General features: G+C 43.3%; 20 protein-coding genes. 3 read left to right on the top strand and 17 right to left on the bottom strand.

Features of this window, described 5'->3' with window-relative positions; genetic code table 11:
- The first annotated feature begins 526 nt into the window (after nucleotides 1–526).
- Entirely contained in the window at nucleotides 527–4,906 is a 4,380-nt protein-coding gene (locus VB836_RS08325) for a GAF domain-containing protein (protein WP_323218898.1), read from the top strand.
- Nucleotides 4,907–4,917: 11 nt separating this feature from the next.
- On the opposite strand, the gene VB836_RS08320 is transcribed toward VB836_RS08325, so the two are convergent.
- From VB836_RS08320 to rlmD, 7 genes are all read right to left on the bottom strand, one after another.
- Complete coding sequence (locus tag VB836_RS08320) at nucleotides 4,918–5,721, bottom strand: radical SAM protein (RefSeq protein WP_323218933.1); 804 nt, start codon at nucleotides 5,719–5,721, stop codon at nucleotides 4,918–4,920.
- Between the two features lie 26 nt (nucleotides 5,722–5,747).
- Complete coding sequence (locus tag VB836_RS08315; protein ID WP_323218897.1) at nucleotides 5,748–6,575, bottom strand: CPBP family intramembrane glutamic endopeptidase; 828 nt, start codon at nucleotides 6,573–6,575, stop codon at nucleotides 5,748–5,750.
- Between the two features lie 29 nt (nucleotides 6,576–6,604).
- Entirely contained in the window at nucleotides 6,605–7,009 is a 405-nt protein-coding gene (locus VB836_RS08310) for an AbrB family transcriptional regulator (RefSeq protein WP_046281187.1), read from the bottom strand.
- Nucleotides 7,010–7,703: 694 nt separating this feature from the next.
- Complete coding sequence (lpxD, locus tag VB836_RS08305; protein WP_046281188.1) at nucleotides 7,704–8,750, bottom strand: UDP-3-O-(3-hydroxymyristoyl)glucosamine N-acyltransferase; 1,047 nt, start codon at nucleotides 8,748–8,750, stop codon at nucleotides 7,704–7,706.
- A gap of 530 nt (nucleotides 8,751–9,280) precedes the next feature.
- Nucleotides 9,281–9,772, bottom strand: coding sequence for a universal stress protein (locus VB836_RS08300; RefSeq protein ID WP_323218896.1), 492 nt, complete (start codon nucleotides 9,770–9,772; stop codon nucleotides 9,281–9,283).
- A gap of 845 nt (nucleotides 9,773–10,617) precedes the next feature.
- Nucleotides 10,618–10,938, bottom strand: a complete 321-nt coding sequence (locus tag VB836_RS08295; RefSeq protein WP_323218895.1) for a YkvA family protein — start codon at nucleotides 10,936–10,938, stop codon at nucleotides 10,618–10,620.
- 274 nt (nucleotides 10,939–11,212) lie between these two features.
- Nucleotides 11,213–12,625 carry a 23S rRNA (uracil(1939)-C(5))-methyltransferase RlmD gene (gene rlmD, locus VB836_RS08290; RefSeq protein WP_323218893.1) on the bottom strand — a complete coding sequence of 471 codons (1,413 nt, stop codon included), beginning with the start codon at nucleotides 12,623–12,625 and terminating at the stop codon, nucleotides 11,213–11,215.
- Between the two features lie 158 nt (nucleotides 12,626–12,783).
- On the opposite strand from rlmD, the gene VB836_RS08285 reads away from it, so the two are divergent.
- On the top strand, nucleotides 12,784–13,269 hold the full coding sequence (locus VB836_RS08285) for an allophycocyanin subunit alpha-B (RefSeq protein ID WP_323218892.1): 486 nt from the start codon (nucleotides 12,784–12,786) through the stop codon (nucleotides 13,267–13,269).
- 245 nt (nucleotides 13,270–13,514) lie between these two features.
- Here VB836_RS08285 and VB836_RS08280 read toward each other — a convergent pair whose 3' ends face one another.
- The 5 genes from VB836_RS08280 to VB836_RS08260 form a co-directional block, all read right to left on the bottom strand.
- On the bottom strand, nucleotides 13,515–14,144 hold the full coding sequence (locus tag VB836_RS08280) for a YdcF family protein (protein WP_323218891.1): 630 nt from the start codon (nucleotides 14,142–14,144) through the stop codon (nucleotides 13,515–13,517).
- 350 nt (nucleotides 14,145–14,494) lie between these two features.
- Nucleotides 14,495–15,355: a mechanosensitive ion channel family protein gene (locus VB836_RS08275; protein WP_323218890.1), complete on the bottom strand. Its 861-nt coding sequence runs from the start codon at nucleotides 15,353–15,355 to the stop codon at nucleotides 14,495–14,497.
- The gene (locus VB836_RS08270; RefSeq protein WP_323218889.1) at nucleotides 15,355–16,593 is read right to left on the bottom strand and encodes a hypothetical protein; all 1,239 of its coding nucleotides are present in this window, start codon (nucleotides 16,591–16,593) and stop codon (nucleotides 15,355–15,357) included. Before VB836_RS08270 ends, VB836_RS08275 begins: the two co-directional genes overlap by 1 nt.
- 24 nt (nucleotides 16,594–16,617) lie before the next feature.
- Complete coding sequence (locus VB836_RS08265; RefSeq protein WP_323218888.1) at nucleotides 16,618–18,315, bottom strand: FAD-dependent oxidoreductase; 1,698 nt, start codon at nucleotides 18,313–18,315, stop codon at nucleotides 16,618–16,620.
- 1,039 nt (nucleotides 18,316–19,354) lie between these two features.
- A complete protein-coding gene (locus VB836_RS08260) occupies nucleotides 19,355–20,293 on the bottom strand; it encodes a tetratricopeptide repeat protein (RefSeq protein ID WP_046280268.1) in 939 nt (312 codons plus the stop codon).
- 432 nt (nucleotides 20,294–20,725) lie between these two features.
- Here VB836_RS08260 and VB836_RS08255 point away from each other — a divergent pair, with 432 nt between their 5' ends.
- Nucleotides 20,726–21,877, top strand: coding sequence for a hypothetical protein (locus VB836_RS08255; protein WP_323218886.1), 1,152 nt, complete (start codon nucleotides 20,726–20,728; stop codon nucleotides 21,875–21,877).
- Nucleotides 21,878–21,915: 38 nt separating this feature from the next.
- Here the strand turns inward: VB836_RS08255 and VB836_RS08250 are convergent, their stop codons facing one another.
- The 5 genes from VB836_RS08250 to VB836_RS08230 all read right to left on the bottom strand — a co-directional run bounded on the left by VB836_RS08250 (nucleotide 21,916) and on the right by VB836_RS08230 (nucleotide 26,252).
- Nucleotides 21,916–23,091 carry a homocysteine biosynthesis protein gene (locus VB836_RS08250; protein WP_046280270.1) on the bottom strand — a complete coding sequence of 392 codons (1,176 nt, stop codon included), beginning with the start codon at nucleotides 23,089–23,091 and terminating at the stop codon, nucleotides 21,916–21,918.
- 268 nt (nucleotides 23,092–23,359) lie between these two features.
- Complete coding sequence (locus VB836_RS08245; RefSeq protein ID WP_323218884.1) at nucleotides 23,360–24,445, bottom strand: AI-2E family transporter; 1,086 nt, start codon at nucleotides 24,443–24,445, stop codon at nucleotides 23,360–23,362.
- Nucleotides 24,446–24,799: 354 nt separating this feature from the next.
- Complete coding sequence (locus tag VB836_RS08240; protein ID WP_323218883.1) at nucleotides 24,800–24,994, bottom strand: hypothetical protein; 195 nt, start codon at nucleotides 24,992–24,994, stop codon at nucleotides 24,800–24,802.
- Nucleotides 24,994–25,650: a hypothetical protein gene (locus tag VB836_RS08235; protein WP_323218882.1), complete on the bottom strand. Its 657-nt coding sequence runs from the start codon at nucleotides 25,648–25,650 to the stop codon at nucleotides 24,994–24,996. Before VB836_RS08235 ends, VB836_RS08240 begins: the two co-directional genes overlap by 1 nt.
- Nucleotides 25,629–26,252, bottom strand: coding sequence for an RRXRR domain-containing protein (locus VB836_RS08230; protein ID WP_323218880.1), 624 nt, complete (start codon nucleotides 26,250–26,252; stop codon nucleotides 25,629–25,631). The genes VB836_RS08235 and VB836_RS08230 overlap by 22 nt, the downstream gene beginning before the upstream one ends.
- Nucleotides 26,253–26,843 lie beyond the last annotated feature (591 nt).

Here is a 26,843-nt window from a genome sequence, read left to right as displayed (position 1 = left end):
AGAATCAGAAGAACAGAGAGAGAAAAATTCAATACCAGTGTTTTTAAACAGAAGGAAATTCGGTCATTCTATTCCAGTTTAATACTCAACTCCCGGCGGTTTTAGTGATTAGATTCCCAATTCTAACAGAATACACAAAAATCCGGTGAATGATTAACCCCCCTAGCCGTAAACCCAGCAGTTAACTCAGACCCAAGTTTACTCTAGTTGTACCTGAGAAGTCGGATAGCTGGGAGATAAAGCTACAATTTATAAAGACAATAAGAACAAATAGAACTGCTGAAAAAAAGCAGAACCCGTCATTGATAGGCTTAATGACTCCCACATTTATAGCAGAAATCAGGAGACACCGAGACAGGAGACAGAATTGAAACCTTTATCATAAAAGGATTCGACAGAAAAACAGTGTCCTAATCAACTCTTTCTCTGCTATAGGTGCAGTTGTCAGCCTTTTCCCCAGGCAAAAGGGTGTAACCCCTGCCAATTAATTGTATTCTCCACTTGATCATCAGTTGAACAAACTTCCATGTGGAAAATCATTGTACAAAACCAGTTAGCTCTAAGTCTTCCGCTCGATCTCTGCACCAAGAAGCAATTTTCCTTCCTTTTATTACACGCAGGCGGCGATACCTTAATTGCTCTGATCTATTATTTGATCGCCCTGATGCTCTATCGGGTTCAACAGCGACAGGATTTTCCCCATCAACGCTTCTACATCTGGATCAGTGTCTTTCTGTTTACTTGTGGAACCACAAAAATTCTTGACCTTTGGACATTCTGCTATCCTAACCCCTGGCTTACTGAACTCAGCAGAGCGATTTTCATTCTGGTGTTTGTTTACACCGCCAGGATCTTGTTCCTCAAACTGCCGAAACTCCTAACGTTATCCACCCAACCTCAGTTTACAGCCCTTGACAAAACCCAAGAAGCCAATATTCAGCAACCCATCAAAACCGAAGAAGTCCTGAAAAAACTCGTCGCCGATACCGCCGCAGTCACCGGAACCCAATTCTTTTCGACTTTAGTCAAGCAACTCGCCACCATCCTAGAAGTTCCCAACGTTCTGATTACCCAAGTCAACCCTCAAAACCCAAACCAACTGAATATTATCGCTTTTTACTCCAACGGACAACTCCAACCCCAACTCCAATATCAGATGCTTGGGATGCCCTGTGAACTTGTCCTCAAAACCGCCAAAATCCAATTTTTAAACGATCACCTGCCAGAGCAATTTCCCCAAGCCTCAATCCTCAAAACCCTGGGCGTCGTCTCCTATCTGGGTGTTCCGCTATTAGATGGAGAACAACAAGCCATTGGTACTCTGTGCATTCTCAGCGACAAGCCCCTCACAGACGAAAACACCCTAACCGCGATTTTAAGCCTGTTTGCAGCCCGAGTCGTCGCCGAAATTCAACGTCAGCAAGCAGAAATTGCCCGCAATCAAGCCTATAATCAGTTAGAGATGCGAGTTCACCAAGCCACCGTCGGACTGCGATCGCGAACCGCCGAACTCGAACAAGAAATCCTTGAACGAGTCGCCGCCGAATTTAGCATCCTCACCAGTGGAATTCGCCTGAGAAAACAACAAACCGGACTCCTCGAACTCGCCCAAAGTCAAAGCATTTTTGAGGGAAATCTGGCGATCGCCATGAGCGAAATTACTCAAATTGCCGCCCGTACCCTAAATGTAGCCCGTTCCGGCATCTGGTTCTATAACACAGATCAATCAGAACTCTATTGTGCCTATTTGTACCCCAACTCAAGCGATCTGGCCCCAAAAACAGAAATCACCCTCCAGCGATCGCAATGTTCGGCCTACTTTGAAGCCATTAACGCTCAACGAGTGATCAGCGCTTCCAACGCCCACACCGACGAATGTACCCAACAACTGACTGTCTACCTGCAAAAAAACGCCATGATCGCCTTACTGACTGTTCCCATTCGCTGCAAAGGGCAAATTCTCGGTGTGATCAGCTTAGAAGACAGTCTAATCCGAGATTGGGCCATAGAAGAACAAAACTTTACCAGCTACCTGGCACAGATGACCTCTCTAGCTCTCGAAGCCCGCGATCGCAAACAAGCCGAAGCCGCCTTACAATCAAGTCAGCGCTGGGTGCAGCAAATCGCCGATGCTAGCCCCGGAATTTTGTATCTCTACGATCTCTCTCAACAACGCAACCTCTACACCAACCGTACCGTTGTCGATCTTTTGGGCTACACTGCCGCTCAAATTCAAGCAATGGATCAAACCCTATTTCAAATCTTGATGCACCCCGAGGACTTGGCAAGATTATCCGATTACTACTCTCAAATGCTGATTGGTTGTCAAGGCGATGTCTTTGAAATAGAATATCGCATCCAACACCGAGACGGACATTACCTGTGGTTCGTTAGTCGAGATACCGTTTTTAGTTACAGCGAGTCTGGACAACTCAAACAAATTCTCGGAACCGCAAATGATATTACCGAAATCAAGCAAGCCGAAGAAAAACTTCGCGCCAGCCAAGCCAGCCTCGCCACCGCTCAACAAGTGGCTCATGTGGGAAACTGGCAGTTAGACCTTCAGACTCACCAGATTATTTGGTCAGAAGAATTATTCCGCATCTTTGGTCTTGATCCGACTCAAAGAGAACCCCGTTATACTCAACTGATTAAGCAAATTCATCCTCAAGATCGACCCCTCTGGCGAAGTCAGCTTAAGCAACTCTTGAAGTTCGGAAAAGCCACTGAATTTGATTGTCGCATTATTCGACCTGATGGTTTGATCCGTCATATTGAAGCGCGAGGACAGGGCATTTTTAACGCTCAAAACCAAATTATCCAGGCGGTGGGTACAATTCTCGATATTACTGAACGCAAGCGTTCTGAACAAGCCCTGCGAAATATGGCTGAACGAGAGCGGGCTTTTTCCCAAGTCTTGCAACGAATGCGTCAGTCCCTAGATTTACAGAAAATTTTTAGTAGCACCACGGCTGAACTCCTACAAGCCCTCAACAGTCATCGAGTCGTTATTTATCAATTTTTACCCGACTGGAGTGGGGAATTTGTTGCTGAGTCTGTGACTCCCCAATGGCAGGCTTTACTCGGCTCAACGGCTTCTGCGGCTAGCATCGAAAATCTAGTTAATCAAACCCAATGCACCGTTCAACAGTTAGTCAGTATTCAAGACACCTATCTCCAAGAAACCCAAGGGGGTTTATATCAACAGGGCGTCACTTATCTCTGTATTAATGATATTTACAAAACTGATTTTTCGAGTTGTTACATTGAATTATTAGAGAAATTTCACGCCCGAGCCTATATTACCGTTCCCATTTTTTGCGGAACTCAACTCTGGGGACTCTTAGCCACCTATCAAAATGATAGCCCCCGTCATTGGGAAGAATCTGAAATTCGCATGATGGTACAAATTGGCATTCAGTTAGGCGTCGCGGTTCAACAAGCTGAACTTTTAAGCACCACTCAACAGCAAGCCCAAGAACTTAAATACGCTAAAGAAATCGCTGATGCTGCTAACCGAGCCAAAAGCGAATTTTTAGCCAATATGAGTCACGAACTTCGTACCCCTCTGAATGCAATTCTCGGTTTTACTCAACTGATGCACCATGATCCGGCTTTATCTGGAGAGTATCAGCAATATCTCGATATTATTAGTCATTCCGGCGAACATCTGCTGAATTTGATTAACGATATTTTGGAAATGTCGAAAATAGAAGCCGGAGAGGTCACACTCAACGAAAAAAGCTTTGATTTACACTATTTAATTAATAGTCTTGAAGAAATGCTGCGACTCAAAGCCCGCTCTAAACGCCTAGAATTGCGATTGGATTGTGATGTTAATGTGCCTCAATATGTGATAACAGACGAGAATAAGCTGCGTCAGGTTCTGATTAATTTATTAAATAATGCAATTAAATTCACAGAAAAAGGCACTGTCATCTTGCGCGTGAGTTCTCTGGAGTTTCCCCAACCCAACACCCTGATGTTTGAAGTCGAAGATACAGGTTTAGGGATTGCAGCTTCTGAATTTGATCGGTTATTTAAAGCCTTTAGTCAAACAGAAGCTGGCTTAAAATCTGGTGAAGGAACGGGCTTAGGTTTACCGATCAGTCAACGGTTTGTCCAACTGATGGGCGGAGAAATTACCGTTCGTTCTCAACCGGGAGTCGGGAGTATTTTTGCGTTTAAGATTCCGGTTAAACTCACCGAAAAATCATCCGTTGAACCCGTTCATCCGACTCAAAAAGTTATCGGTTTAGCACCTCAGCAAAAAAGTTATCGAATTTTAGTCGTTGAGGATAAACTCACCAATCGTTTACTGTTACACAAATTGCTGCACTCGATAGGATTTGCAGTCAAAGAAGCCCAGAATGGACAAGAAGCAATTAAGATTTGGTCAAGTTGGCAACCGGATTTAATCTTCATGGATATCCGAATGCCGATAATGAATGGTTATGAAGCCACTCAACATATCAAATCTACACCGAATGGCAATCCTACGATCATCATAGCATTAACCGCCAGCGCCTTTGAACAAGACCGACAAATGATTTTATCCGCCGGATGTGATGATTTTATTCGCAAGCCTTTTCAAGAAGAAGAACTACTAACTTTAATCAGTCGGCATTTGGGTGTACAATATGTTTATGCAAATTCTACAGATCAGAAACATTCCACTCAATCTAATCATGCTGAGTCAGAATTTGTCTTAGATTCCAATGCTTTAAATGTCATGTCTCAAGACTGGATTCAACAACTCTATCATGGGGCCGCTCAATGTAGCGATGTGCTAACGAATGAATTAATCGATCAAATTCCGCCAGAAAATATACAACTCGCCAATGAACTCCGAGAATTAGTTGATAATTTCCGCTTTGATCGAATTATGGAACTTGTTCAAAATTGAGCGATTTTTCATTAACTTTGATGGACGGTTCTTACTTTTATCCCGGTTTGAGCGTGAATATTTTCCGCTAAAGCTTCTAAAACAGCCGGACTCACACATTTTAACTGACGAACTTCGTAAAGACGATCCTCTGTGATGCTATGATTTTCTCGTCCATCGAGTTGACGTTTAACAGGTTTAGGACGAGTTGGAGTATTCAGTTGAATTTCCCTTGGGGCGATCGCTTGAATTCGGCGAATATATTCAGCCACAGTGGATTCATCCCAAGCCGATAAGATCATCGTTTGAATCCCTAATTCTCCCGGATACTCCGCCGAAAACTGTTCAATTCCCGCCCCTAAATCCGTAAAATTTACCCGATGATCCGCTCGGTTGACTCGTCTTAAGCCAGCCGCCGAAACGGCATCCAGTTTAACCGAGACTCGATCGGCTAATGCTAATTCTGAACGCACTGTAGGATCATTTAACAGCGTCCCATTGGTTAATACTAAAGTCGGACGATGGGTTAATGCTTTAATTTCCCTTAACATTTCCCCTAAATTCACCGCTAACGTCGGTTCACCACTTCCACTCAGGGTAATCACATCCACATCCCAAGGGGTAAACTGTTTTAACTCCTCTAAAATTTGTGAGGTGGGAATATATTCTCGGCGATCGCAAGTGATCTGTTCAATTTCTCCGAGTTGACAATAAACACAATTAAACGAACAAGTTGACACCCCACCAATCGGATCAATACCCAGCGATCGCCCATATCGCCAAGAGGAAACCGGGCCGTAAACCGCAGAAAAGGAGTCTGCTTCTAGATTTGCCATAATCGCTTCTCCTGTGGCATTATGCCCTAAGCGAGAGGGTAGACAGTCCACAATAGAGCTGCCACCATCAACAACATCACGATTCCCATCGCTCCCGCTAACGGTTGATCGGCGATACCTGTAACCCACTGCGGAACCCGACGACTATAGGTTAATCTTCCCAGGGTTTGTAAACTCGTCATTCCCCAAATCAAACCTGCGTGTAAACCGATAGCTAAACCCAGTTGACCCTGATCGCAGACACAAGCAAGGGTTAATACCATTCCCATTAACCAGAGTCCAGGGAGTTGGGGAATTACGTCTCGAACTTGCCAAATTAAGTGAGTCACGGCAAAAATCAGACTGGTAATTGCTGCCGAAATGATGATGGCGTAGTCTTGTTGAAGTTGATACTGTACAAAACCTCGAAAGACAAATTCCTCTGTTGTACTAATCCAAAATGCGAGTAATAGAATTGACAGCGCTGTACCGATGATTGCTGGGGTGGGTTTAAGATGGGGGTGCCAGTTCATCCAGCCAAAAACCCACTCGACTCCAAATAACACGATTAAGCTGAGAATTGCTAAACTCCAACCGATCATTAAAGAAATCCCCGTTTGGGCTTGCCACACCCAGCCATAATCTAAAAATGACTGATGTTCAACCTTAGAGATGTTCCAGATAATCAAGGGAACCATCAAATAAAGTGAAGCCAGCAAAATCGACTTTTGTTTTTCGTTCAAGGGTTGAGGCGGATGCCAATTCAGTGCGATCGCGGTACCGATAGCAATTGGCAACCACAACAGTCCCCAAACCCAGAAAAATAGAGTCACCTTGATGATCGCACCTGCATTCAGCAGTTCCGTGAGATTCATGTTCCCGTTGCGATCAATAAACGAGTGTTTTACTCTTCTTCAGCTTCACTGCCATTTTTCTCATCACCGTCATCAACTTGAATCAGATGAATATGTTTGTATCCTAACTTAATATCAAATTCATCACCCGGCCTTAATCCCATTTCTTTGGTATAAGTTGAACCGATGACGATTTGACCATTTTTGTGAACGCTGACCATATAGGTTGGGGCGCGTCCACGACCATCGCCCGTACCATCTGGACTCAGAGGAATTCCCCGTGCTTTGAGAACGGCATCATAAAAATCCGTCAGATTCACACGGACTTGGTTATCTTTTGTAACACTGTAATATCCACAGAGTCTTGCTGTTTCTCGGCGCGGAAGGTGAGAAAGTTCTTTGACTTTTTGAAGTAAAGCCTTTCCGGTCAGGGGTGCTGTTGCTGCTTTAGACATCGTTTGACAAAATCTCCATTTGGCATTAAAAACATTCAGTCAGTCCTATGTATGTTTCGGGCTGCTAAAAATAATATATACTTAAATTTATCAATTTGACAAAATTTTTTTGGTTAATCTTGTGAAGATTGTGATTATTCCGTAAAGTCATTGCTCAACAGAAGAAAAATTGCTATCCTCCTGGGGATTTAAGGGAAAAATCTCGGCTGAAATTCTGCCCAAGGGATAGGCTGTCTGGGCTGATATCCGACAATTTCAGTAATAGGTTATAGGCATCTTGACTCAATTTGTCCAGCCCGGAACGCCAAGAGCTGCCTCTATTTTAAAACCGACAAATCGGCTATAGGGTCTCAATACGAGGTCAGGAGAGCGTTAATTTCCGGGCAACAGCTTCAGCCAGATGAAACGGTCTGGTCTGGTGTGACTTGCCAATATTGGGTCAGTTTGTCTTGACAACAACAGCAAGGGTAGACCAGCAATTGCCAATCCCCTCAGAAAATAGACGGAATTCTTAAAAATTTCCAATGATCAAACGTCCTCACTCTGTTCTGGATCGCTCAAACCCTTGACAGAAGAAACCCCAGGGGCGGTTTACAGTCGTTTACACCTTTCTAAGTTTCCCTGTTTCCCGAAGCGTTAAGGATTATGATTGACAACTCATTCACAAAGCTGTATCACTTCCTACGACAAATCATCAAGAATCATTAAACTGACGTTGCAGTTCTTTAAGAGATTGGTAAATTTCGGGTAGACGCTTGCGAATCGCAGAAACTTTCAGATAGAGTTTATTGGGAATAGCGGGTGAATCCGAAACAATCTCTCCGGCTTTTACACTGTTATGAATTCCGGCTTGGGCTGTGGCGATCGCACCGTCTCCAATTTGCGCTTGGTTGGCGACTCCCACCTGACCTGCTAAAATCACTTGATTTCCCACAATTACCCCCCCAGCCAAGCCCACTTGCGCCGCAAACGCACAATTTTTCCCCACCTGACAACCGTGACCAATATGCACAAAATTATCGAGTTTTGTATTTTTTCCGATGCGCGTTTCTCCGACTGCGGGACGATCGATGGCACTATTAGAACCCACTTCCACCCCATCTTCTAACACCGTCACCCCGGACTGTTCCATCTTGAACCAGCCTTCAGGGGTGGGAACGAAGCCAAACCCTTCGCCGCCAATTACCGCCCCGCTCTGAATCACACAGTCAGCCCCAATTTGGCTGCGTTCGTGAATGGTACAATTGGCATGAAGAATACTGCGATCGCCAATTGTGACTTGAGGATAAATCGTCACATGGGGATGAATACAGACGCCATCACCAATGCTTACACCTGCTTGAATCACCACATAAGGGCCGATATAAACTTCAGTCCCAATGGTTGTATCTGGGTCAATAATCGCAGTCGGATGAATACTCGGTGCAGGTCGAAACGGTTGATAAAATAAGCGAATGGCTTCAGCGAAGACTAAACGCGGTTGAGGCGTTGATAACCAAGCAATCCCCAATTGGGTCGCTTGAGTTTGTAGCGTTTCATCCACAGGTAAAATTAAGGCACTGGCAGCAGTTTTCTGGAGGTGGGCGGCAAATTTCGGCCCTTCAATATAACTCAGCATTCCCGGTAAGGCGCGATCAATCGCATCTACGCCGAAAAGATCTTGATCGCTCGACGAGGCCGTTATCAGACTATGCTGAGTGATAGAAGAACTGAGTTTTTTAAGCAATTCACTAAATTTCATCTTTTCTCTCGGCGGTCGACCCTCGCTAAAAGCGACGGGAGGAAAGCCGTGCCTCCCATAGTTGTATAATTGAAAAATACCGAAATACAAAAATCAAGTAATCGGTTTAGCACCTTGAAAACTCGAGTTAGGGGGTTCCAATCAGGAAAGCTTGATTGGGTAAAAACTCTAAGCAACAAGTACAAAGTCTGACAAGACACCGTACCGCCGGGCTGGCGGAATCGGGACTCTGCAATGGGTCGAAAGTCTGTGGACATGACGTAAGACGGGGACATAATCAACCCAGGTTGGTAGTGTACGCAGATGTGGGTGAAGCAGAAACCTAGATTGTGAAGTCTAGGAATCCCTCGCTAAAAGCGAGGGGAGGATGTCAAGGAAGACTTGATTCTATTAAACTCCACACACCATTCCTAAAAATAAAACCTACCTTTGTAGGTTTAGCCTGACAACCGCACAAAGCCGTTTAATCGGCTAGCCTAAACAGCAGTTGTCTGTTTAAGCTCAACAAAAGTTCCTGACTGCCATTTGATTCATGGCGTCTTTTGGGGCAATTGTACGATTAAAACAGAACAATCAGCATGATGGAGTGCATAATTGCTGACACTCCCCAAAATCAATTCACTTAAGCCTGAATATCCTCGACGTCCCATAATGATTAAATCGGCATTCCATTCCCTAGCGGCTTGGCAAATTTGCCGCCCTGGTTTACCGGAGAGTTGAGAATACTCGGCGATCACTCCCGAGTCAATCCCTTGTTGGCTATAGGTTTTCAGCGTCTCCAACCCCTTTTCTACATATTCTTGCCATCGTTTTTGATAGCTTTTGAGAGTCTCTAATTCTACCATTTCGTAGTAGCTTAAACCCGTTATTCCTTCGACAATTGCACTTCCTTGTTCATCCGACGAGAGAACGTGCAGTATCATTAGCTTGGCTTGAGAGAGTTTTGCCATTGATAACGCTTTCTCAAACACGATCTCACTGACTGGAGACAGATCGATAGCCACTAAAATTTTTTCAAACATCTTGCTATCCTCCCTAAGTTTGACGATGGAATTGAGGAAATCCAACCGCCAACCCAAGTCGAGCGATTGTTAGTTTTTCCTGACTTTCCTGCAAAAATCGATGATTTCTTCGACTAGAACCTCGGCCTAGCGATCGTCAAATGAGGGAGACAGTCCCCCTAGCAGATGCACAAAAAGTGTATCCGTTTCTTCGGGAGATTGTCTGGAACAAAAGAGCAACTTTTGTGACCAGACCGACGCTCTATAAATTTTCACTGTCCGCTTTTAATTTAATCATACTATAAACCGATTAACCCCTTCTATTTGTGTAAGTTTTCTTAAAACTTTTCAGCATGATCAAAAAAAATCTCCCTGAAAAAACGGGTTACAGGTTACAGGCTACAGGTTACCGAAAAAATTGGGTTTAAAGCCCCGTCCGTGATTGACGGCTTTATGCTAAACTTTCTCTTGTGGTCATGGTAATCAACCACACTAAAAACCCAGTCGCCGAAAGGCAGCGCACCTTGAAAACTGAAGTTATGGGGTTCCGTGCAGGAAAGCTTGTGCGGGTAAAAGCTTCAAGCAACAAGTACAGAGAAACCAAGATTTTAGGTTTTCCACTGTACGGTAGGGCATACCGAAACAGGCTTCTGAAATGGAGCAAAACGCCTCCGGAGAGACTGATCTCGGCAGTAATGGGGAAACCCAATTAAGTAAGTCAACGAGGCAGTTAGAGGAAGCCCAAACCGTGAGGTTTGGAATCCTCTTCCTTTAGGGAGAGGAGGATGTCAAAGTGTAGAAGTGGGTTGAATTGCCCAATCAAATTATTCCTCAGAATCAAGCAAACCTGCCTGTATCTTCAAAGATCAATCAATCGTCTCAGCTTCGACATCGACAACGGTTTGACTCGCCGTTGAACCTTGACTGACTTTTGCGTTAGAGTCTTCTTCAGAGACTTGACCTGTTAAAGATCGAGTATAATCAACGAACATCTGATATACTTCAGAAAACAAAATCGTCAAGAGAACAACATCATCAATTTGTCCGACAATCGGGATGATGTCAGGAGAGATATCAAGGGGACTGAGTAAGTAGACCAACGATCCCAAAATCACCCATCCCCGATATTTAGGATTACGGATGATACCTCGATAGAGGTTATACAAAGCTTGAATAGAAATACGCATAGAATCAGAAAAGAACAATTGCCTACAATATTTTATTGTGCCGAACCTTAAACAGTGACCAGCTTTTACAGTTTACAGTTTACAGTTTACTGTTACCAGCTTTTACAGTTTACAGTTTACAGTTATTAGTTATTAGTTACCCAACGGGATAGGCAGTTGCTCCTTGATGGAAACCACCAAGACCGCACTGCCTCACCAGTTTTTACAGTTATCACTGTTCCCTGTTCCCTGTTGACTGGTCACTGGTCACTGGTTACTGGTCACTGTAAACTGGTCACTGTAAACTGGTCACTGCTAACTGTAAAAAAGCCACACATTCAACGTGAGGGGTTTGGGGAAAGAAATCAACGGGCTGAACCTGAGTTAAGTGATAAAATCCATTTTCACAGAGTATTTTTAAATCACGGGCGAGGGTAGAAGGCTTACAACTGACATAAACAATCTGAGTCGGTTGCAACTTTAACAACATCTCGAGAACGCTGCGATCGCATCCTTTGCGGGGCGGATCGAGTAAGATTATATCAGGTTGAATGCTTAAGCGAGATAAAATTGTTTCTACCGTTCCCACCTCAAACGAAACGTTATCAATGCCATTTAACCGAGCATTTTGGTAAGCAAGCTGTACAGCAGTCGGTTGCATTTCAATCCCAATCACCTGTTTTTGGGCAGTTTTTTGTGCAGAGGAGGCAAGTAACTGTAACTGTTTAGCCAGGGGTAGCGTTAACGTTCCGATGCCACAATAGGCATCAATAATGATCTCCTCCCCAAGTAAGTTTAACTGCGGTTGAATCACTTTCAGCACCGCTTCCGCCGCTTCGGTATTCACCTGAAAAAACGTTTCAGGAGTCAGATGAAAATTCAACCCCGCAAATTCTTCTCGCAAGAACCCTTGACCCTTGACACAGTTAGTCTGTTCTCCAAAAATAACATTGGTTTTCTCCGGGTTAATATTCAGACAAACCCCGACTAAATTAGGATATTGCTGTAACCAGGTTTCGGCTTGTTCTTCAAGTCGGGGTAAGGGGCGACAGGCCACTAGGGTTAACAAAATTTCTCCGGTTCGTCGTCCAATTCGCAGCGATAGATGTCGGATCAGACCCCGATGTTGCTGTTCATTATAAATCGACCAGCCTTGCTCTTGAATATCTTGTTTAATATTGGCAAGGAACGGATCAAGATTTTCGTCTTGTACCGGACATTGATTGAGATTAATCAGACGATGAGATCCTTTTTGATAATATCCTGCCTGCACTTGACCCGTCGATGACCGACTCAGGGGGTAAGTCGCTTTATTGCGATAATGGAGTGCAGAGGGCGAGGGTAAAATCGGACTCACAGGGGGTTGAGGAAAGCCGCCAATATGTTCTAAAGCTTCAACCACTAAATGCTGTTTTGTGGTCAGTTGAGCGTCATAATCAATATGTTGCCACTGACAACCGCCGCATTTATCCGCGACAATACAAGCGGGGCGAATGCGTTGAGGAGAATGGGTGATCAGTTTTTCCAGTCTAGCGATCGCGTATTTGCGCTTAACGTGAATGAGTCGGGCTATAATGCGATCGCCAGGAATCGTATCAGGAACAAACACCACCTGGTCTTGGTAGCGTCCTATCCCTTCGCCTGTGTCGGTCAAGTCGGTAATTTCCAGTTCAAGCCGTTGACCCTGTTGGTAGTCGGAATCAGTCATGGATTTGGAGTTCAGGTAAAATTTGTCAGATGTTAAGTTTTACACAAATAACAATAAGGATTATTACTCACTGTTTTGTTAAAATTAGCGACCTATTGGTTTGTGTATCCGAGAATCGCTAAACTACTTAATGTTATCTTGACAAAATGTAATTACAGATGACTGTAGTAAGCCAAGTTATTCTCAAAGCTGACGATGAACTCCGTTATCCTAGCACTGGTGAACTCCAAGCCATCAGTGACTTCTTAAAAACGGGCGAACAGCGCGTGCGGATTGCCAGCACCTTATCTGAAAACGAAAAGAAAATTGTTGACCGCGCCAGTGGTCAACTGTGGAAAAAGCGTCCTGACTTCATTGCCCCCGGTGGTAACGCTGCCGGACAACGGGAACGGGCGCTGTGTCTACGGGATTATGGCTGGTATTTGCGTTTGATTACCTACGGGATTCTCTCTGGAGACAAAGACCCGATTGAAAGCATTGGCTTAATTGGGGTCAAAGAGATGTATAATTCTCTCGGCGTTCCGATGCCTGGAATGGTTGAGGCAATTCGCTGTTTGAAGGATGCTTCCCTTGGGTTGCTAGATGAAGACGATGCCCGTGAAGCGGCGCCTTATTTCGACTTGATTATTCAAGCCATGTCTTAATTTGTTTGGTATTAACCTACCTGCCTGTACTGTCAGGCTTAAAAACCCGGTTTCGTAGGAGTTACCGGGTTTTTTAGGTGTAATCATCAAAACGGTTCATATTATGTCCGGTTGATTAATTCTGTTATGGGGTGGGTTTAAACAGTGAACAGTGAACAGTAACCAGTGATAACTGTAAAAACTGGTAACTGCATAACTGTAAACTGTAAACTGTAATGAACCCGCCCCTACAGAATCATTATTGATTAGTCGGACATGATATCACAAATGGCTTCCGGGTTAATTTTGCCTTGATATTCACAGGAAAATCCATCTTCGCACCATTGTTGAAGATTAACATCTTGAAGATGAACCACGTTAGAACAAGAGGGTTGAACGAATTGACTCACCAGCGCCCAAATGACAGCGCGAGTCAGATCAAGTCCTGTTTTGATCACAGACTCTCGATTTCCTGGAATACCACTTTCAGGAACCAGTTGGGGTTCAACCCAAATTCCATGAGCGCCTAAGATAATTTGCGCCATCCACAGCGCCCGAGGAAGATGACTTTTTGAAGTAATTAACTGAATATGACGGGCTTTCCACCGACTGAGAAGCGGCTGAGAGAAGACAAAATTACCCAAGGTTGAGTCCGCGCATTTTTCTAACCAAACCTGTTCTACGGGGCTTCTGTTGCGTTCAAACAGCTTTAAAATACAAGGGTCATCCGAACCCGTTGAAATTAAAATGCGAGTGTTGGGAGACTGGGTAGCTAGCTGAGAGACAAATATTTCTCGCTTGATGCTTCCCCCCAAAACAAAAAAGGTATCGACAGGCTGTTGGGCGGCGGAGGGTAAAGCCATCACTTGATGAATCAGTCGAACAGAAGTCACCATCAGCAAAATTCCCAGAACAATCAATAGAACCTTTTGAAAAAGTCTACGTCTGAATACTGAGTGTTTGCTCGAGTGATGGCTCATAGAAATTGAGTGAACGTTGAAACTGTCTCGATTGTACTTAATTTAATCCCATCTAACACCAGATTAATCTCACACAGCATTAGGACATATTAATCTGAAAACAGAAAGAAGAAAACCACGAAGACACAGAGAACACAAAGCGAACAAATATTCGTGACTTTTTGTCTTTTTAATCGATAAACAGTTTCTCGCTACTAGGGAGAGATGCAAATCACAAGAGATACTCTTCGTGTCTTTGTGTCTTTGTGGTGATTATAATGATAAAATTATGATTCTGCTTTCTCCGTTTCATAGGATTGAGGAGAAAGCATAGGATAAGAAATTCCTTCTTTTGCAAAAACTTGTTTAGCTCGCTTAATTAAGTCCGTTTTATAAATAAATTCATCCCGTGCATCAATGGGATAACATTTGAGTTTAAAGTTAGTTACCCAAGGTTTTTCATCCATAATTACCAAAATCGGTAACATTAATTGTGTATATTTACTTGTATAGGCGACTCGATATAAAATTTTCATTACGATTTCAACATCAACAGTATGCTCAAAATAAAAGTCCGCGACAACTTGAGCTTCTACATCTCCTTTATTGGAATTTGAAATCGCTTCTGTCCAGATTTTATTATGGGGAATTGAGACAATATTATCATCGGGTGTCTGTAAACGAATCCCTCGTAAACCATAGTCAACAATCTCACCATATTCATCTCCTATTTTAACACGATCACCGAGTTGATAGGGGCGTTCAAACAAACCAATAATTCCCGCAATGACTGAACTGATATAATCCTTAAACGCAAAACCCAAAGCAACAGCAATCGTTCCCGTTAAAGCCAAAACATTGTTAGAAGAAAGCTTCAAAAATAACTGAATCAACAGAATGCTAGCTAAACCGAGTAAAAACGCTCTCAAAAAGGGTAAAGATTGCTTCACAGTCAAGCGAAATCTTAGAGGAACTTCTTCTGCTAACCAATGAATTAACTTATCAATAGCAAACATCCCCAAGTAAGCAACAGCAATAATAATAACAGCCTGAATGACTTTAGAAGTCGTAATTTCTGAGAGGAGTTCAGAAGCGTCTTCTAAGCTGTTAGCATTATTTATTTGAACCCCAAAATATTCGAGTAGCATTAATCCTTTTCTCCAGCTAAAATTTTATTATTAATTAAATCTTGTTTGAGTCGAGAATAATAAACTGGACTTAATTTTAATAATTCCTGTTGTCGCATAATAATTCCTGTTCGTAATAACTTCTGTACTTGAATTCTTATCCGACTTTCTGGCTCGGCTAAACTCACGGCTAAAGCAGATAAACTGATTTCTCCATGTAAGGCAATAGAAGATAATAAATATTGATCTTCTTTCGTCAGTTCAGGTAAATTTCGGAGCGTTGCTCGTTTGAGAATTAAACGTTTTTCGGGTTTATTTTCCTGAATTTCTACCGTTTGTGAGTCCGTTTCTTCTGGCTGTTTAACATATTGTAGAGAATCTAACCAAAGATAAGCAGCAGTCTGACTTAATCCCTCTGAAATACTAGCTAAACGCTCAAAATATTGCTTTTCATCTTGAGAAATCCAGGTGGTATCTTGCTCTTTCCATTCTTCTGATTTATGATGATCATTCTCTTGATTATCATCACCAAACTCGATCTCAAGGGTTTCATAAATTGGAGTTAACCAATGTTTGAGTTCAACTGCATTCAAACTCGGTAAAGGGAAAATTTGCTCAAAGCAAGTATTCACTTTATAAATAGATTTAAAATAGTTCCAAGCCCATTTATTACAACCCACAACCCAAAAACAAGACGAATCTTTGAGAATCAAATCATACAAATATTCGACTGCATCTAATCCCTCAACACAGCGTAAAAAACATAAACTCAAGTCAGGAATAATCACTAAAGATTGGGGATTTATGTTCTTCTCAATATCCTCAGAATTGTCTGTTGATTCTATTTGGCTTTGAAGCTGACTTTTGAGTGTCGCATAGTCGTCAGGGCGAGTCGTCCAAGATAAGAATTTTAGGGGTAAAGCTTGCTCATTAACTTGCTTAAATATTTCATTAAAAACACCGTTTTTAGGTTCAATAGAGTCGAATAAGATAAACAAATGATTATCAGAATATTGGTTTTTTTTCCAGGGCGTTAAAACTTCTGAAAGTTTAGTTTTAATTGCGTTTTGATAAGCTTCAGGTAAGGATAAAGACTGAATTTTAGTTTGAAAATTTGCAACTTCTTCAGAGGAAAGCGGAATATAATTCTGATCATTAAAGCGGGCTTCAAGTTCAGCCGCTTGAGCCTCAATCTGGGCTTGAGCTTTAGGAAACCAAGCCTTAACCTTTTGAATAAGATCTCCGATCTGGAAGTTCATCTGAATAGTTAGTTTACAACTGCGTTACACTTGATCAAAATGATTACCAGTATCTAAACTAACTGGCCCTGATCCAAAATAGGATACCATTAATAAAGCTCCAATTAAACCTAAATTTTTAAGAAAAGCTGTTGTTTCTGTCGGATCAGCGAGGAAATTATGAAAGACTAATGTTGTGGGAATCAAAAAGGCAATTAAAAGACAAGCCCCGATACGGGTTTTATATCCTAATATTAACGAGATTCCCCCGACTAATTGAAAAACAATATTCCCCAGTAACATTAAAGCCGGAAAAGGTAATCCTCGATCTGCTATCATTTGTTGAGTTGCTGCAAAGCTAAAAATTTTACTAATCGCTGAATAGAGAAAGATAGTCGATAAAAATGAACGTCCAATTAAAGGAATATATTTCATCGGTTTAGACCCTCGACTAACAGTTAAAATGGGTTGAGATGCTGATGGAAAAGACTTGAACTCAGGGTAAGGCGGAGTGATGGGTTTAACAAAGCGAGAATGTAGCAAACAATCACAAATCCAACTATAAGCAACATTCAAACGATTACGCCCACCAGGAAGATAATATAAATGAATTCCTAGCCACATGAGCCATCCAGAAATTCCCTTCAGTTGTAATTCGTCTTTGCTAACAACACCCGCATTTCGACCAATAATAGCCGCTTTACCTTTATCAATATATTGAAACGGTTGGGGAGACTCGCCGCGAATTTGTTTGAGAATATTATGAGCGGCTGCTTCTCCCTGTTGCAAAGCTTCCGGTGCCACTCCTGCTAACACCTCATCTCGCAATTTGACATAAGCAACATCGCCAATCGCATAAACATTAGCATAGTTAGGAATTTGCAGAGTAGACTGTACAACGATTTTTCCTTTACGGGCAGTGGGAATATCTGTTGTATCTGTTACTGGGTTAGCTTCCACTCCGGCAGTCCAAATTGTAGTCACAGTCGAGATTGTTGTACCGTCTTCTAATTCTACAACCTCTGGAGTAACACGCTTAACTCGTCGTCGGGTCGAAAATTGCAATTTCACGCCTTTGCGATGTAGATGTCGGGCGGTGTAGGTACTGAGAATTTCTGGGAAATTTACCAGTAAGCGATCGCGAGATTGTAGTAAAATAACTTCAGATTGTTGTCGTAATTTAGGATAATCTGCCAGTAAAGTTTGCAACAATTCCGACAAACCACCCGCTATTTCTACTCCAGTCGGGCCGCCTCCAACAATCACAAACGTTAACAGACTTTGAAGCTGTTCGGGGATTAATTCTTGTTTAGCTTGTTCGATGCAAGTGAGTAAATGTTGTCGCAATTTTACCGCATCTGAGAGGGAAACAACAGGTTTGCTATGTTCAGAAGCACCGGGAACTTCGGAAAACTGCGGTTGACTTCCAGTGGCTAAAATCAGAAAGTCGTAGTCAATTTCTCCTGCATTTGTGTAAGCAATTTGACGCTCAAAGTCAATATCATTAACTTCAGCTTGTAAAAATCGAGCCTGTGGATAATTTTTCAAGACTCGACCCACTGGGTAAATCACCTGTTGGGGTTGTAGAAGTCCGGTTGCGACTTGATACAGTAAGGGAATAAAGGTGTGATAGCTGTTCCTGTCAATTAAGAGAACATTTATTCCCGCCCGGGCGAGAACTCGGCTAGCCGTAATTCCACTAAACCCAGCACCGACAATAACAACCTGATGACTTCCAGACACGCTAAGGGGTTTTGTTCATAACTTAATACATTTTAATAATCTAACAGAATCTTGATTTTAGTGATATCTATCTAAAGGCTGTTGCGTGTTAGAGCAGATATACCCTCATCAGCCAACGACGTGAAAAAAAAACCCCAACATCAAAGCTGGGGTTAGACTATACGGGAATTTTTATAAAGATTAGAACAACCTGCAATTGAGAAGTTGCATCACTTTTGTCTTGGAAAAGCTGAGGGATTCAAAATTTTAATCGACGACTGTATATCCACCTTGGCTTGACACTCCTCTGCCTAAAGGCAAGAGGATTCTTGGTTCAACGAATTCACTTAACACACACAGGTTGCCCTGTCTATGCCAGAGATGATTTTCTCCTCAAGCGTTTTGCTCCATTACAGAAGCCTGTTTGGGTATGCCCTACCCTACAGTTCAAAACCTCAAAATGTCGGTTTCTCTGTACTTGTTGCTTGTACGCGCAGCGTTGCCGCAGGCTAGTTTTTACCCGATGCACGCTTTCCTACACAGAACCCCATAACTTCAGTTTTCAAGGTGCATTGCCTTTCAGCGACTGGGTTTTTAATGTGGTTGATTACCCTTGCCACATCTCAATCCTAGCAAAAAGTTGCCCTAGAAGGGCGAGGCGCCTACCCCAATTTTTTGGTAAAACCCAAGACCCCTGCATTTCTTTCATCTCCTCTGTCTTGCGTAACTTGTACCCAATAGATTCAGTCTAGAGTTGGTGGCTTTTGGCTAAATTGAATTAGAGTAACTGGTTTTATTGAGTCTATTCAGCTTCAGAACGACTTGAGTCATGTTGCTATTGTACGAGTTCGCTCAGAGGAAATCTACGGGGGAAATACGGATTTTTCTCGCTACTATTTGCCAAAAACACCCGAGAAATTACGGAGGACACTTGAGGTTTGTTTATGCTATAATACATAGCTGATTTTTCAGTCTTTTGAATTCTCACGGTTTTTACGGGCAGACAAAAAACCCAGTTTCTCTAAAAAACCGGGCTTCTGGGGTTTATGGCGTTGTCGGATTACTCGTTATTGGGTTCAGGAGTTTCTTCTACATTTTCCACCGCTTCCGGTTGAGGTTCGCTCGGACTGTCCGGTTGAGCATTAGGAGCCGTTTGAGGAGCAGGGGTGACTTCAGTCGGCGTTGCAACGATACCTGCCGCCTGTTGAATTTGGTCTTTAAACGCTGCGGGTGCGAGGTCTGAAGCCTTACCAAACAAGGGTTCAGCCTCATCTAAATTCCCTTGATCCTTGAGAACCATCGCTTTAGCCAGAACGGGACGAAAATCTTGCTGATTGTTGCGGATGGCTTCATCATAGATAGCGATCGCCTCCTCGTAGCGTTTTTGTTCAGCATAGACTTGTCCGAGGATCAACTGAACAGAGGTTTCATCAATCGTATTGGGTTGAGCTTGATTTGCTTGTGGAGCGGCTTTGAGAGTATCCTGTAACAATCCGATCGCCGCTTCCGGACGTTTTTGAGCAAGCTGTAAATTGACTAAACCTTGCAAGGCTTGAATTTGTCCTGGTTGTTTTTCCAGAATTTGGCGATAGGTTTGAGCCGCCCCTTCCTGATCCCCCGTATATTGTTGAGACTGAGCTAATAAAATGCTATATTCAGTAGCCTCTGGATTCATTTGGGAGAGCTTTTGCAAGGGTTCAACAACATCCTTGACATTGCCTTGACCCATGCTGATCAACTCTAACCTTGCCTGTAAAATCCCCCGCAGGGCCGTTTCATTATCAGGTTCTCGCTGCAAAACTAACTCATAGCCTCGGGCTTGAGCTTCTAAATCAGCTTGTTTAGCTTGAGCCGTTTGAGTCGGGGTTGGGGTTGTTTGACTATTTGAGCGGTTTCCCCCTAACAAACTGCCAATCAAAGGCCCCATAGAAAATCCTACGAAAGCAATCACAGACAGTATCAATATGACACCAATAAACCCACGACGTTTGTCTACCATAGAAATTAGACCCCTGCGCTCTCTCTCAGTACAGATTCAACTCTAAAGTTGGATAAAGCAGTTTGTGCCTTGCAGCTAATATAGTAGCAGACCCATCACTACTATCTGTCAATTAACTTCCTGGCGATCTTCGCTCAGACCGAATTGATAGAGGTATTGGATAACAAGAGGTTTGTCAAAAGCATTCGGATTCGTCCGTTGAGCAAATGGATTCAGTAAAATAGGCAAATCGACAAAATTTTGAGAGCGTTAGCCTGCTACTCGAACCCCATCAATTGACAATCATCTAAAACCCATTGTGTTGTTGAGTTTCACAGTGAGCTGTCTTCAACGGTACAGGAGTCAAGGTGCAATTCAAAAAAAACATCTGACTCTCCTCAATCACTGACAGTTTAAGGTCTAACTTCAACTCAATGTCTCTGACCGAGTTGTGTGTCCACTGAATATTTTAATATTCCCAAATGGGATGTGTCTGTGCTGCTATCAGGTTCTATGAGTCCTTCTCCGAATCGATCCTCCCAAATGCCTAATTCCTCATCCTCTCAGCCGGTTCAATCCAGCGAACCTGCCGTTGATCTGTCCGTTGATCTGCCCATGAGTGCAAAGCAACTTCAAGAAAATCCCCAATCCGATCAAACGGTGATGCCCCCTGATTCTTCATCAGAACAGGCCAGCGAAACGACCTCTGAAGCTTCAGTCTCCGACACCGACTCCTCCGAAAGCGAGGATCAGCTTCTCAATGATCAGAGTCGTCTTTGGCATCCAATACCCCCTCCTAGTGAACCTCGGCAATATCGGGCAATCGGCTTGATTCGGGGGCGATACACCGCTTCGCAAGATCAATTTACTCAGGGAATATTACTCACCGCCGACGGAACGGTGATTGATGCGGTTCTTCTCGGTCGTGTTATGAGTTTGGTTAAAAAGCATATTGACCTTGACCAAGAACATCTCTGGGTTGTTTATCCCCGTACTCGCCAAAAACAAGAAAACCTGCACGTTCAGATTATGGGAGTCTGGGAACCGGAAACCTTAAAAAAAGAGGATGAAGAGTCACCCTCTACAGAAACAACGGATCTCGAATCATCCCCAACTCCAGAGACACCGCCTGTTAAACCTCCAAGCCCGACTAAAGTTGATCCCAATGCCTTACCTGATATTGAACATGGCTATTTTTCCATTCGGGGCGAAGTGGTTTACCAGTCTCAAGATGAAGAAAAATACGTGATTGTCAAAATTCGCCAATCCTCTCGGGGCGACAAAGAAAAGCCGAAGTTCTTCAAACTCAAGCTTGATGGTATGGCAGGCCCCAAAGCCGTCGGTCATTTCTGTGATCTACACGTTCAACTCGAACAAGATTGCCTTGTTATTCAAGAAAGCCATGATATTGGCCTGATTCCTGTCAACAAAGGCAGAAAACCCTTTCCGGGTCGAGGAGGATCATTCCGAGGCGGTGGAGACAGAAGAGACAACTTCTCTCGTTCCTCTCGTCCTCCCGTCAAGCCGAGAACCGCTTCTTCCTCTCCGACCCGCTCACAACCGATTTCTAAGCCCGTCAAGCCCAAGCCGAAAACGGAAAATTAATCGAGTTTTGGTCTGCTTAATGCTTCTGTAGCTGACTCCTAATCAAGATTGATCTGAGATCCCCAGACATCTTGGGGAATAAAGGCTCTATCCATCGGAATAGACGCCACAGGTTCGGTGAGGGTAAACTGTCCCAATTCAATCCATTGTTTGAGTTGTTGCGCGACTTGACGAGAACGAGCTAAACTGGCTACAGGAGCAGTCCGCACCGGTTTACCCTCAATCGAAATACGGCCTTTTTTCAGTTGGGCATAACTGACTAACCCAAAAGTCGGACGCACTCGCCGAGGAATTGAAAAATCAACGACAGGAGCGACAATATCTTTATCTTGAACCGCACAATGAGCAATCACTTCTTCCCGCAAGACAGGTAACGGAATCCCCACGCCAATCATAATAGACGGCCCGTAGTTTTTGAAGTAGCAACCCCTGACCCAGTAGGAATTCATCTGTTTAGCATCCCCAATCAAGGCTAGGGTAGCCGCAGGGCCGATAGGAGTCCGGTTTGCTAGACGTTTTTGTAAAGGAAAATGTTGGGTACCTTCCCAGGTAATATACCCAATTCCGCCCCCAAAGAAAATCCGGGTGCCGATTCCAACCACTTCTAAGTCCGGATCGTTGATCAGAGGGGAAATGGCTCCCGGATTGGAATAGACGGCATTTCCTAAACGGGGTTGCAATGGCCCGAGATAGGTAAACAGTTGGCGATCGCCTCCATTTACGCCAACAATAAAATTTTGATACAGGTTTCGCGGGTTAAATAAATAAAACTGATTAATGGTGTCGCGGCTAATGGTGGTTTCTAAGGAATTGCGGGGATAACAGTCAGAGACTAATCCCGTTGAGCGCAGGGAAACGGGCTTTCCGGCGATTAAATCTTCAATTACGTGTCCCCCTCCGCGATCGCCGGATTCATCCCCATTCTCGGCGATTTGAGTGGCTCCCAGATACAAATCAACCGCCCCAAACCCACTGTAAGCTTGCACACCATCCAGCCAACAATTCCGAATATTAATCGGAGGATCGGTTTGTCCCAGGTTAATGATCGCCCCCGAAGATTCCATCGGTTCAAAGGTGCCTGTGGTAATTACATCCACCTCCTGAGCGACTTGGGCGACACTGGTTTCAATTACTCGGGCTTTGACTTCCTCTGCGGTTAACACAACGACAGATGAGGCGCGAATTTTCTCATTAATTTCAGCGATCGTTCTCATTATTTTAGACAGGGAACAGCTTTTACAGTGAACAGTGAACAGTGAACAGTTACCAGTTAAGAGGTTACAGTGAACAGTTTACAGGTGATCGCTCAAAAAACTGATAACTGTAAAAACTGGTAGCTGTGGTTACTGCACAACTGATAACTGTAAAAACTGGTAACTAATAACTAATAACTGTAAACTGTAAACTGTAAAAACTGGTCACTGATAACTGTAAACTGATAACTGTAATGAACCCGCCCCTACGTTGAGAACTGATAACTGTTCACTGTTTTTCGGTTTCCCATCCATCTAGAATATCTTTAACTAAGATTTCTTTGATTAAAACTTGACCGACGACGGCTAAGGGTAAAGCCAGAAACAAGCCTAAAAATCCGAAGAAGGTTAGAAAGAAGCCTTGAGCCAGTAAGGTAATAGCAGGTAACAATGCCAATTGTTGAGCCATAACATAGGGAATTAAAAAGGCAGTTTCTAGTTGTTGGATAATAAAATAAAGCAGCACAACCAACCAGGCTTTCCAAGGGGCGTATAATAATGCGATCGCCATTGGGGGAATAACGCTTAAAACAGGCCCGACATTGGGAATAAAGTTGAGAAATCCCGCTAAAATAGCGTTAGCAAAGGCAAAGGGAATTTGCAAGACTGACAAGGCAATTAAACTACAAAGCGTCACAACACTCATATCGATTAAAGCGCCAATCACCCAACGTCCGATCGCCAATTCACACAAATGCAAAATCTCACCCATGCGATCGCGATAAAATGAGGGAATGAGTCTGATCAATGCTTGACGGTAAGCGTGAGGATCAGCCAGCAGCATGATGGTTAAAATCAGCACCAGAATAATACTGAGAACTCCCCCGACTGTTGTTCCGACAAAGACTCCCACACCGCCAATCAATTGATTTCCCAGACTTTGCAGTTGGGTGATAATCTGGTTAACATCTATCTCGGTGATGTCGCGGTTGATCAGATGCAGGTATTTTCTATACTGTTGCGGAACTTGGGTTTTCAGATACTCGATCCAAAGATCAAACCGATACAAGCCTCGTTCTATCCCTCGGGGAACTTTGGTGGTGAGTTCTTGGAATTGATCAAGTAGCGGTGGAACCACTAAGAGAAAACCAGTAACAAAAAACAGGACGAATAGGCTAATTGACAGGAAAACCGCTAGACTTCGCTTAATTTTTAATCCCTTAATTTGAAACCGTTGAAACCAACGCGCTAGTTTGTTCAGAACCGTTGCTAGGACAATGGCGGCAAAAACAAGCAAAATTGCCTGTCGGACTTGCCACAGGATGTATATCGAGGCGATAATCGCATAAAAGCCAAGCCATTGACCAAGGTTCACGGGAAGTTCAGGAGTTTAGAGTTAGGGAATGGTGTAGGGGCGGGCTTATACAGTTTACAGTTTACAGTTTACAGTGACCAGTTTTTACAGTTTACAGTTTACAGTTATTAGTTATTAGTTACCAGTTTTTACAGTTATCACTGGTTACTGTTCACTGTTCACTGTTCACTGGTTACTGTTCACTGTTCACTGGTTACTGTTCACTGTTCACTGGTTACTGTTCACTGGTTACTGGTTACTGTTCACTGTTCACTGGTTACTGTTCACTGGTTACTGGTTACTGTTCACTGTTCACTGGTTACTGTTCACTGTTCACTGGTTACTGTTCACTGTTCACTGGTTACTGTTCACTGTTCACTGTTGACTGTAACTGCGGGTACCTCGCCAGAGGAATATTAGGGCGATCGCAATACTGGGGAAGAAAACAGCAATTAAAGTATTTGTTACGGATAATGGAATAGATAGATCAGGGCCAACATATTTAATGAAAACCGATATTGCTGCTGAGAGCAATAAGACTTTGAGGAGAAATCCGACTTTATTATCCATCAAGAAACCTCCGGGGTACTGCGACCATAGCCAGAGGCTTGGTCGTATGGGGGATAGGAGGGTAGTTGAGTGGGGTTCAATGCCCCCGAAACTACCAATCCAGTATTGCGCTGAATGATTCGACATTTTGAGTTAGCAAATCTACCAAGTCGTGACCAATTAGCATCACTCAAAGATAGATTCTTACCTGTATAACCAGAACAATAACCAATCACTTTTTTGGTAACTCCTTTAGATTTTGTTGAGTATTCAATCAAATCTCCTTTTCTTGCTTTAAACGGTGTTGTAGAACCTCCGTATCTTTCTCTTACACCACCTTTGCTAGGTACAGCATCATGTAATCTGCGTCTCGTAATTCGAGGTTTCGAGATTACTTTGAATGCGGATAGTGTTACTGCAATTTTACCTTGCCAAATACATCCTCTACTGTTGGCTGTATGAAAAGGCTTGTATTGAATAAAATGTCCAGAAGCGAGAGCGACTGCATCGACTGCGTGTGTTTCTGGTACCTGTAATTCTTTTTTTTCTTTATTTTTGAACAGGTTCAGATGTTTCCGTATTTGACTCGTGCCGTTTCCCCCTTTTTGCCACCCTTCAATTGTTACGACTTTAGCTATTTTGGACAACTGCTCAGTTAGGAAGTTTTGACCAACCATAACTGGAGAAAAACCCTTACCTGATTGAGCTTTTTTCGGCCTGATGTTTTGTCTACATCTGCTTTGACTCGTTCCACGCGAATTACAGAAACAGGATAGATTTTTGCTAATTCACGGATTACCCTAATTTCTAACAAGCGGTTAGAGCGAATTGAGGGGGGTAGCTTGCCTTTTTTGCGGTTAGAGAAGCGTTTTTGTCGATGATTTCTCAGCTTAAATGGCAAGATCCTGTCGATTCTTCGACCTCTACGCCCACGTCTTAGCATTGCTCGGTAAGACATCTTTTCAGTGATGCCTGCTATTGCTGTGCCTCGTTTGGGGATAAACCCCATCAAGACTAAGTGGGACATGAATAAGGTGTATTTTGCTGACTGAACAGCTATTCCGGAATATCGTTTTCCTGGATCATTACCAATTACTATGTCTTGGGTTTGAGTGCTTGAAGGCTCAACCAGTAATTGGACACACCAGATACCCAACTTATTCCAGAAGGGTTTAGCGAACCCTTGTTTAATCCAACGCCTCGCCCGTGAGCTTTTAGTGGGCATCAAGGGCTTGCCAAATGAATCTACAACAGGAACTCTTAGATTTTCTTTCTGCATGGTGATAAACCTCGAAAGAATCAGTTTAGGTCACTTACCTCACTCAACAATGCGTGTCTTGGCTTTACCCAACCTCCAGATACCCCTGGAGCTACAGAGATCAGGGCGAGTGAAGTACCCCGACGTGATCAACACCGTTGAGCTTTTACTTGGTTTTAACGAGTTGGCTTCTCAACTCTCCCAAGATGTAACCTGGTAATAACGAACCCTCGCTCTCCCAGGTGAGGTATTGAAGCATTACTTTCTAGAGAGTGTTTCTAGAATCTAAGACTATAGCGAAGCTTAGTCTTAGAGCTTCAATATTCTCTATTTTCGTTTTTGTTAGTCCTCGACCCCCACCAACCTCCCCCTACAAAGGGAGGCTACTTCCTGTCTTCTTACTGCCGAGTAACCCCCACCAACCTCCCCCTAGAAGGAGGAGGCTACTGACTGTCTTCTTACTCCCCTCTCCTGACCCCCCTTTCTAAGGGCAGGGCCGTTTCGTTCTAAAATTTGGCGATCGCTAAACCTTTGATGGGGGGCAAGTTTTAGGCTCTATTTAAACAGAAAATATCAAAACTGTTGAAATAATCCTCCTTTTCTTTACAGAGA

Origin of the sequence: Limnoraphis robusta BA-68 BA1, assembly GCF_034932365.1 — a bacterium.
Lineage (GTDB): Bacteria > Cyanobacteriota > Cyanobacteriia > Cyanobacteriales > Microcoleaceae > Capilliphycus > Capilliphycus robustus.
This window is presented reverse-complemented; position numbering and strand designations above follow the sequence as displayed.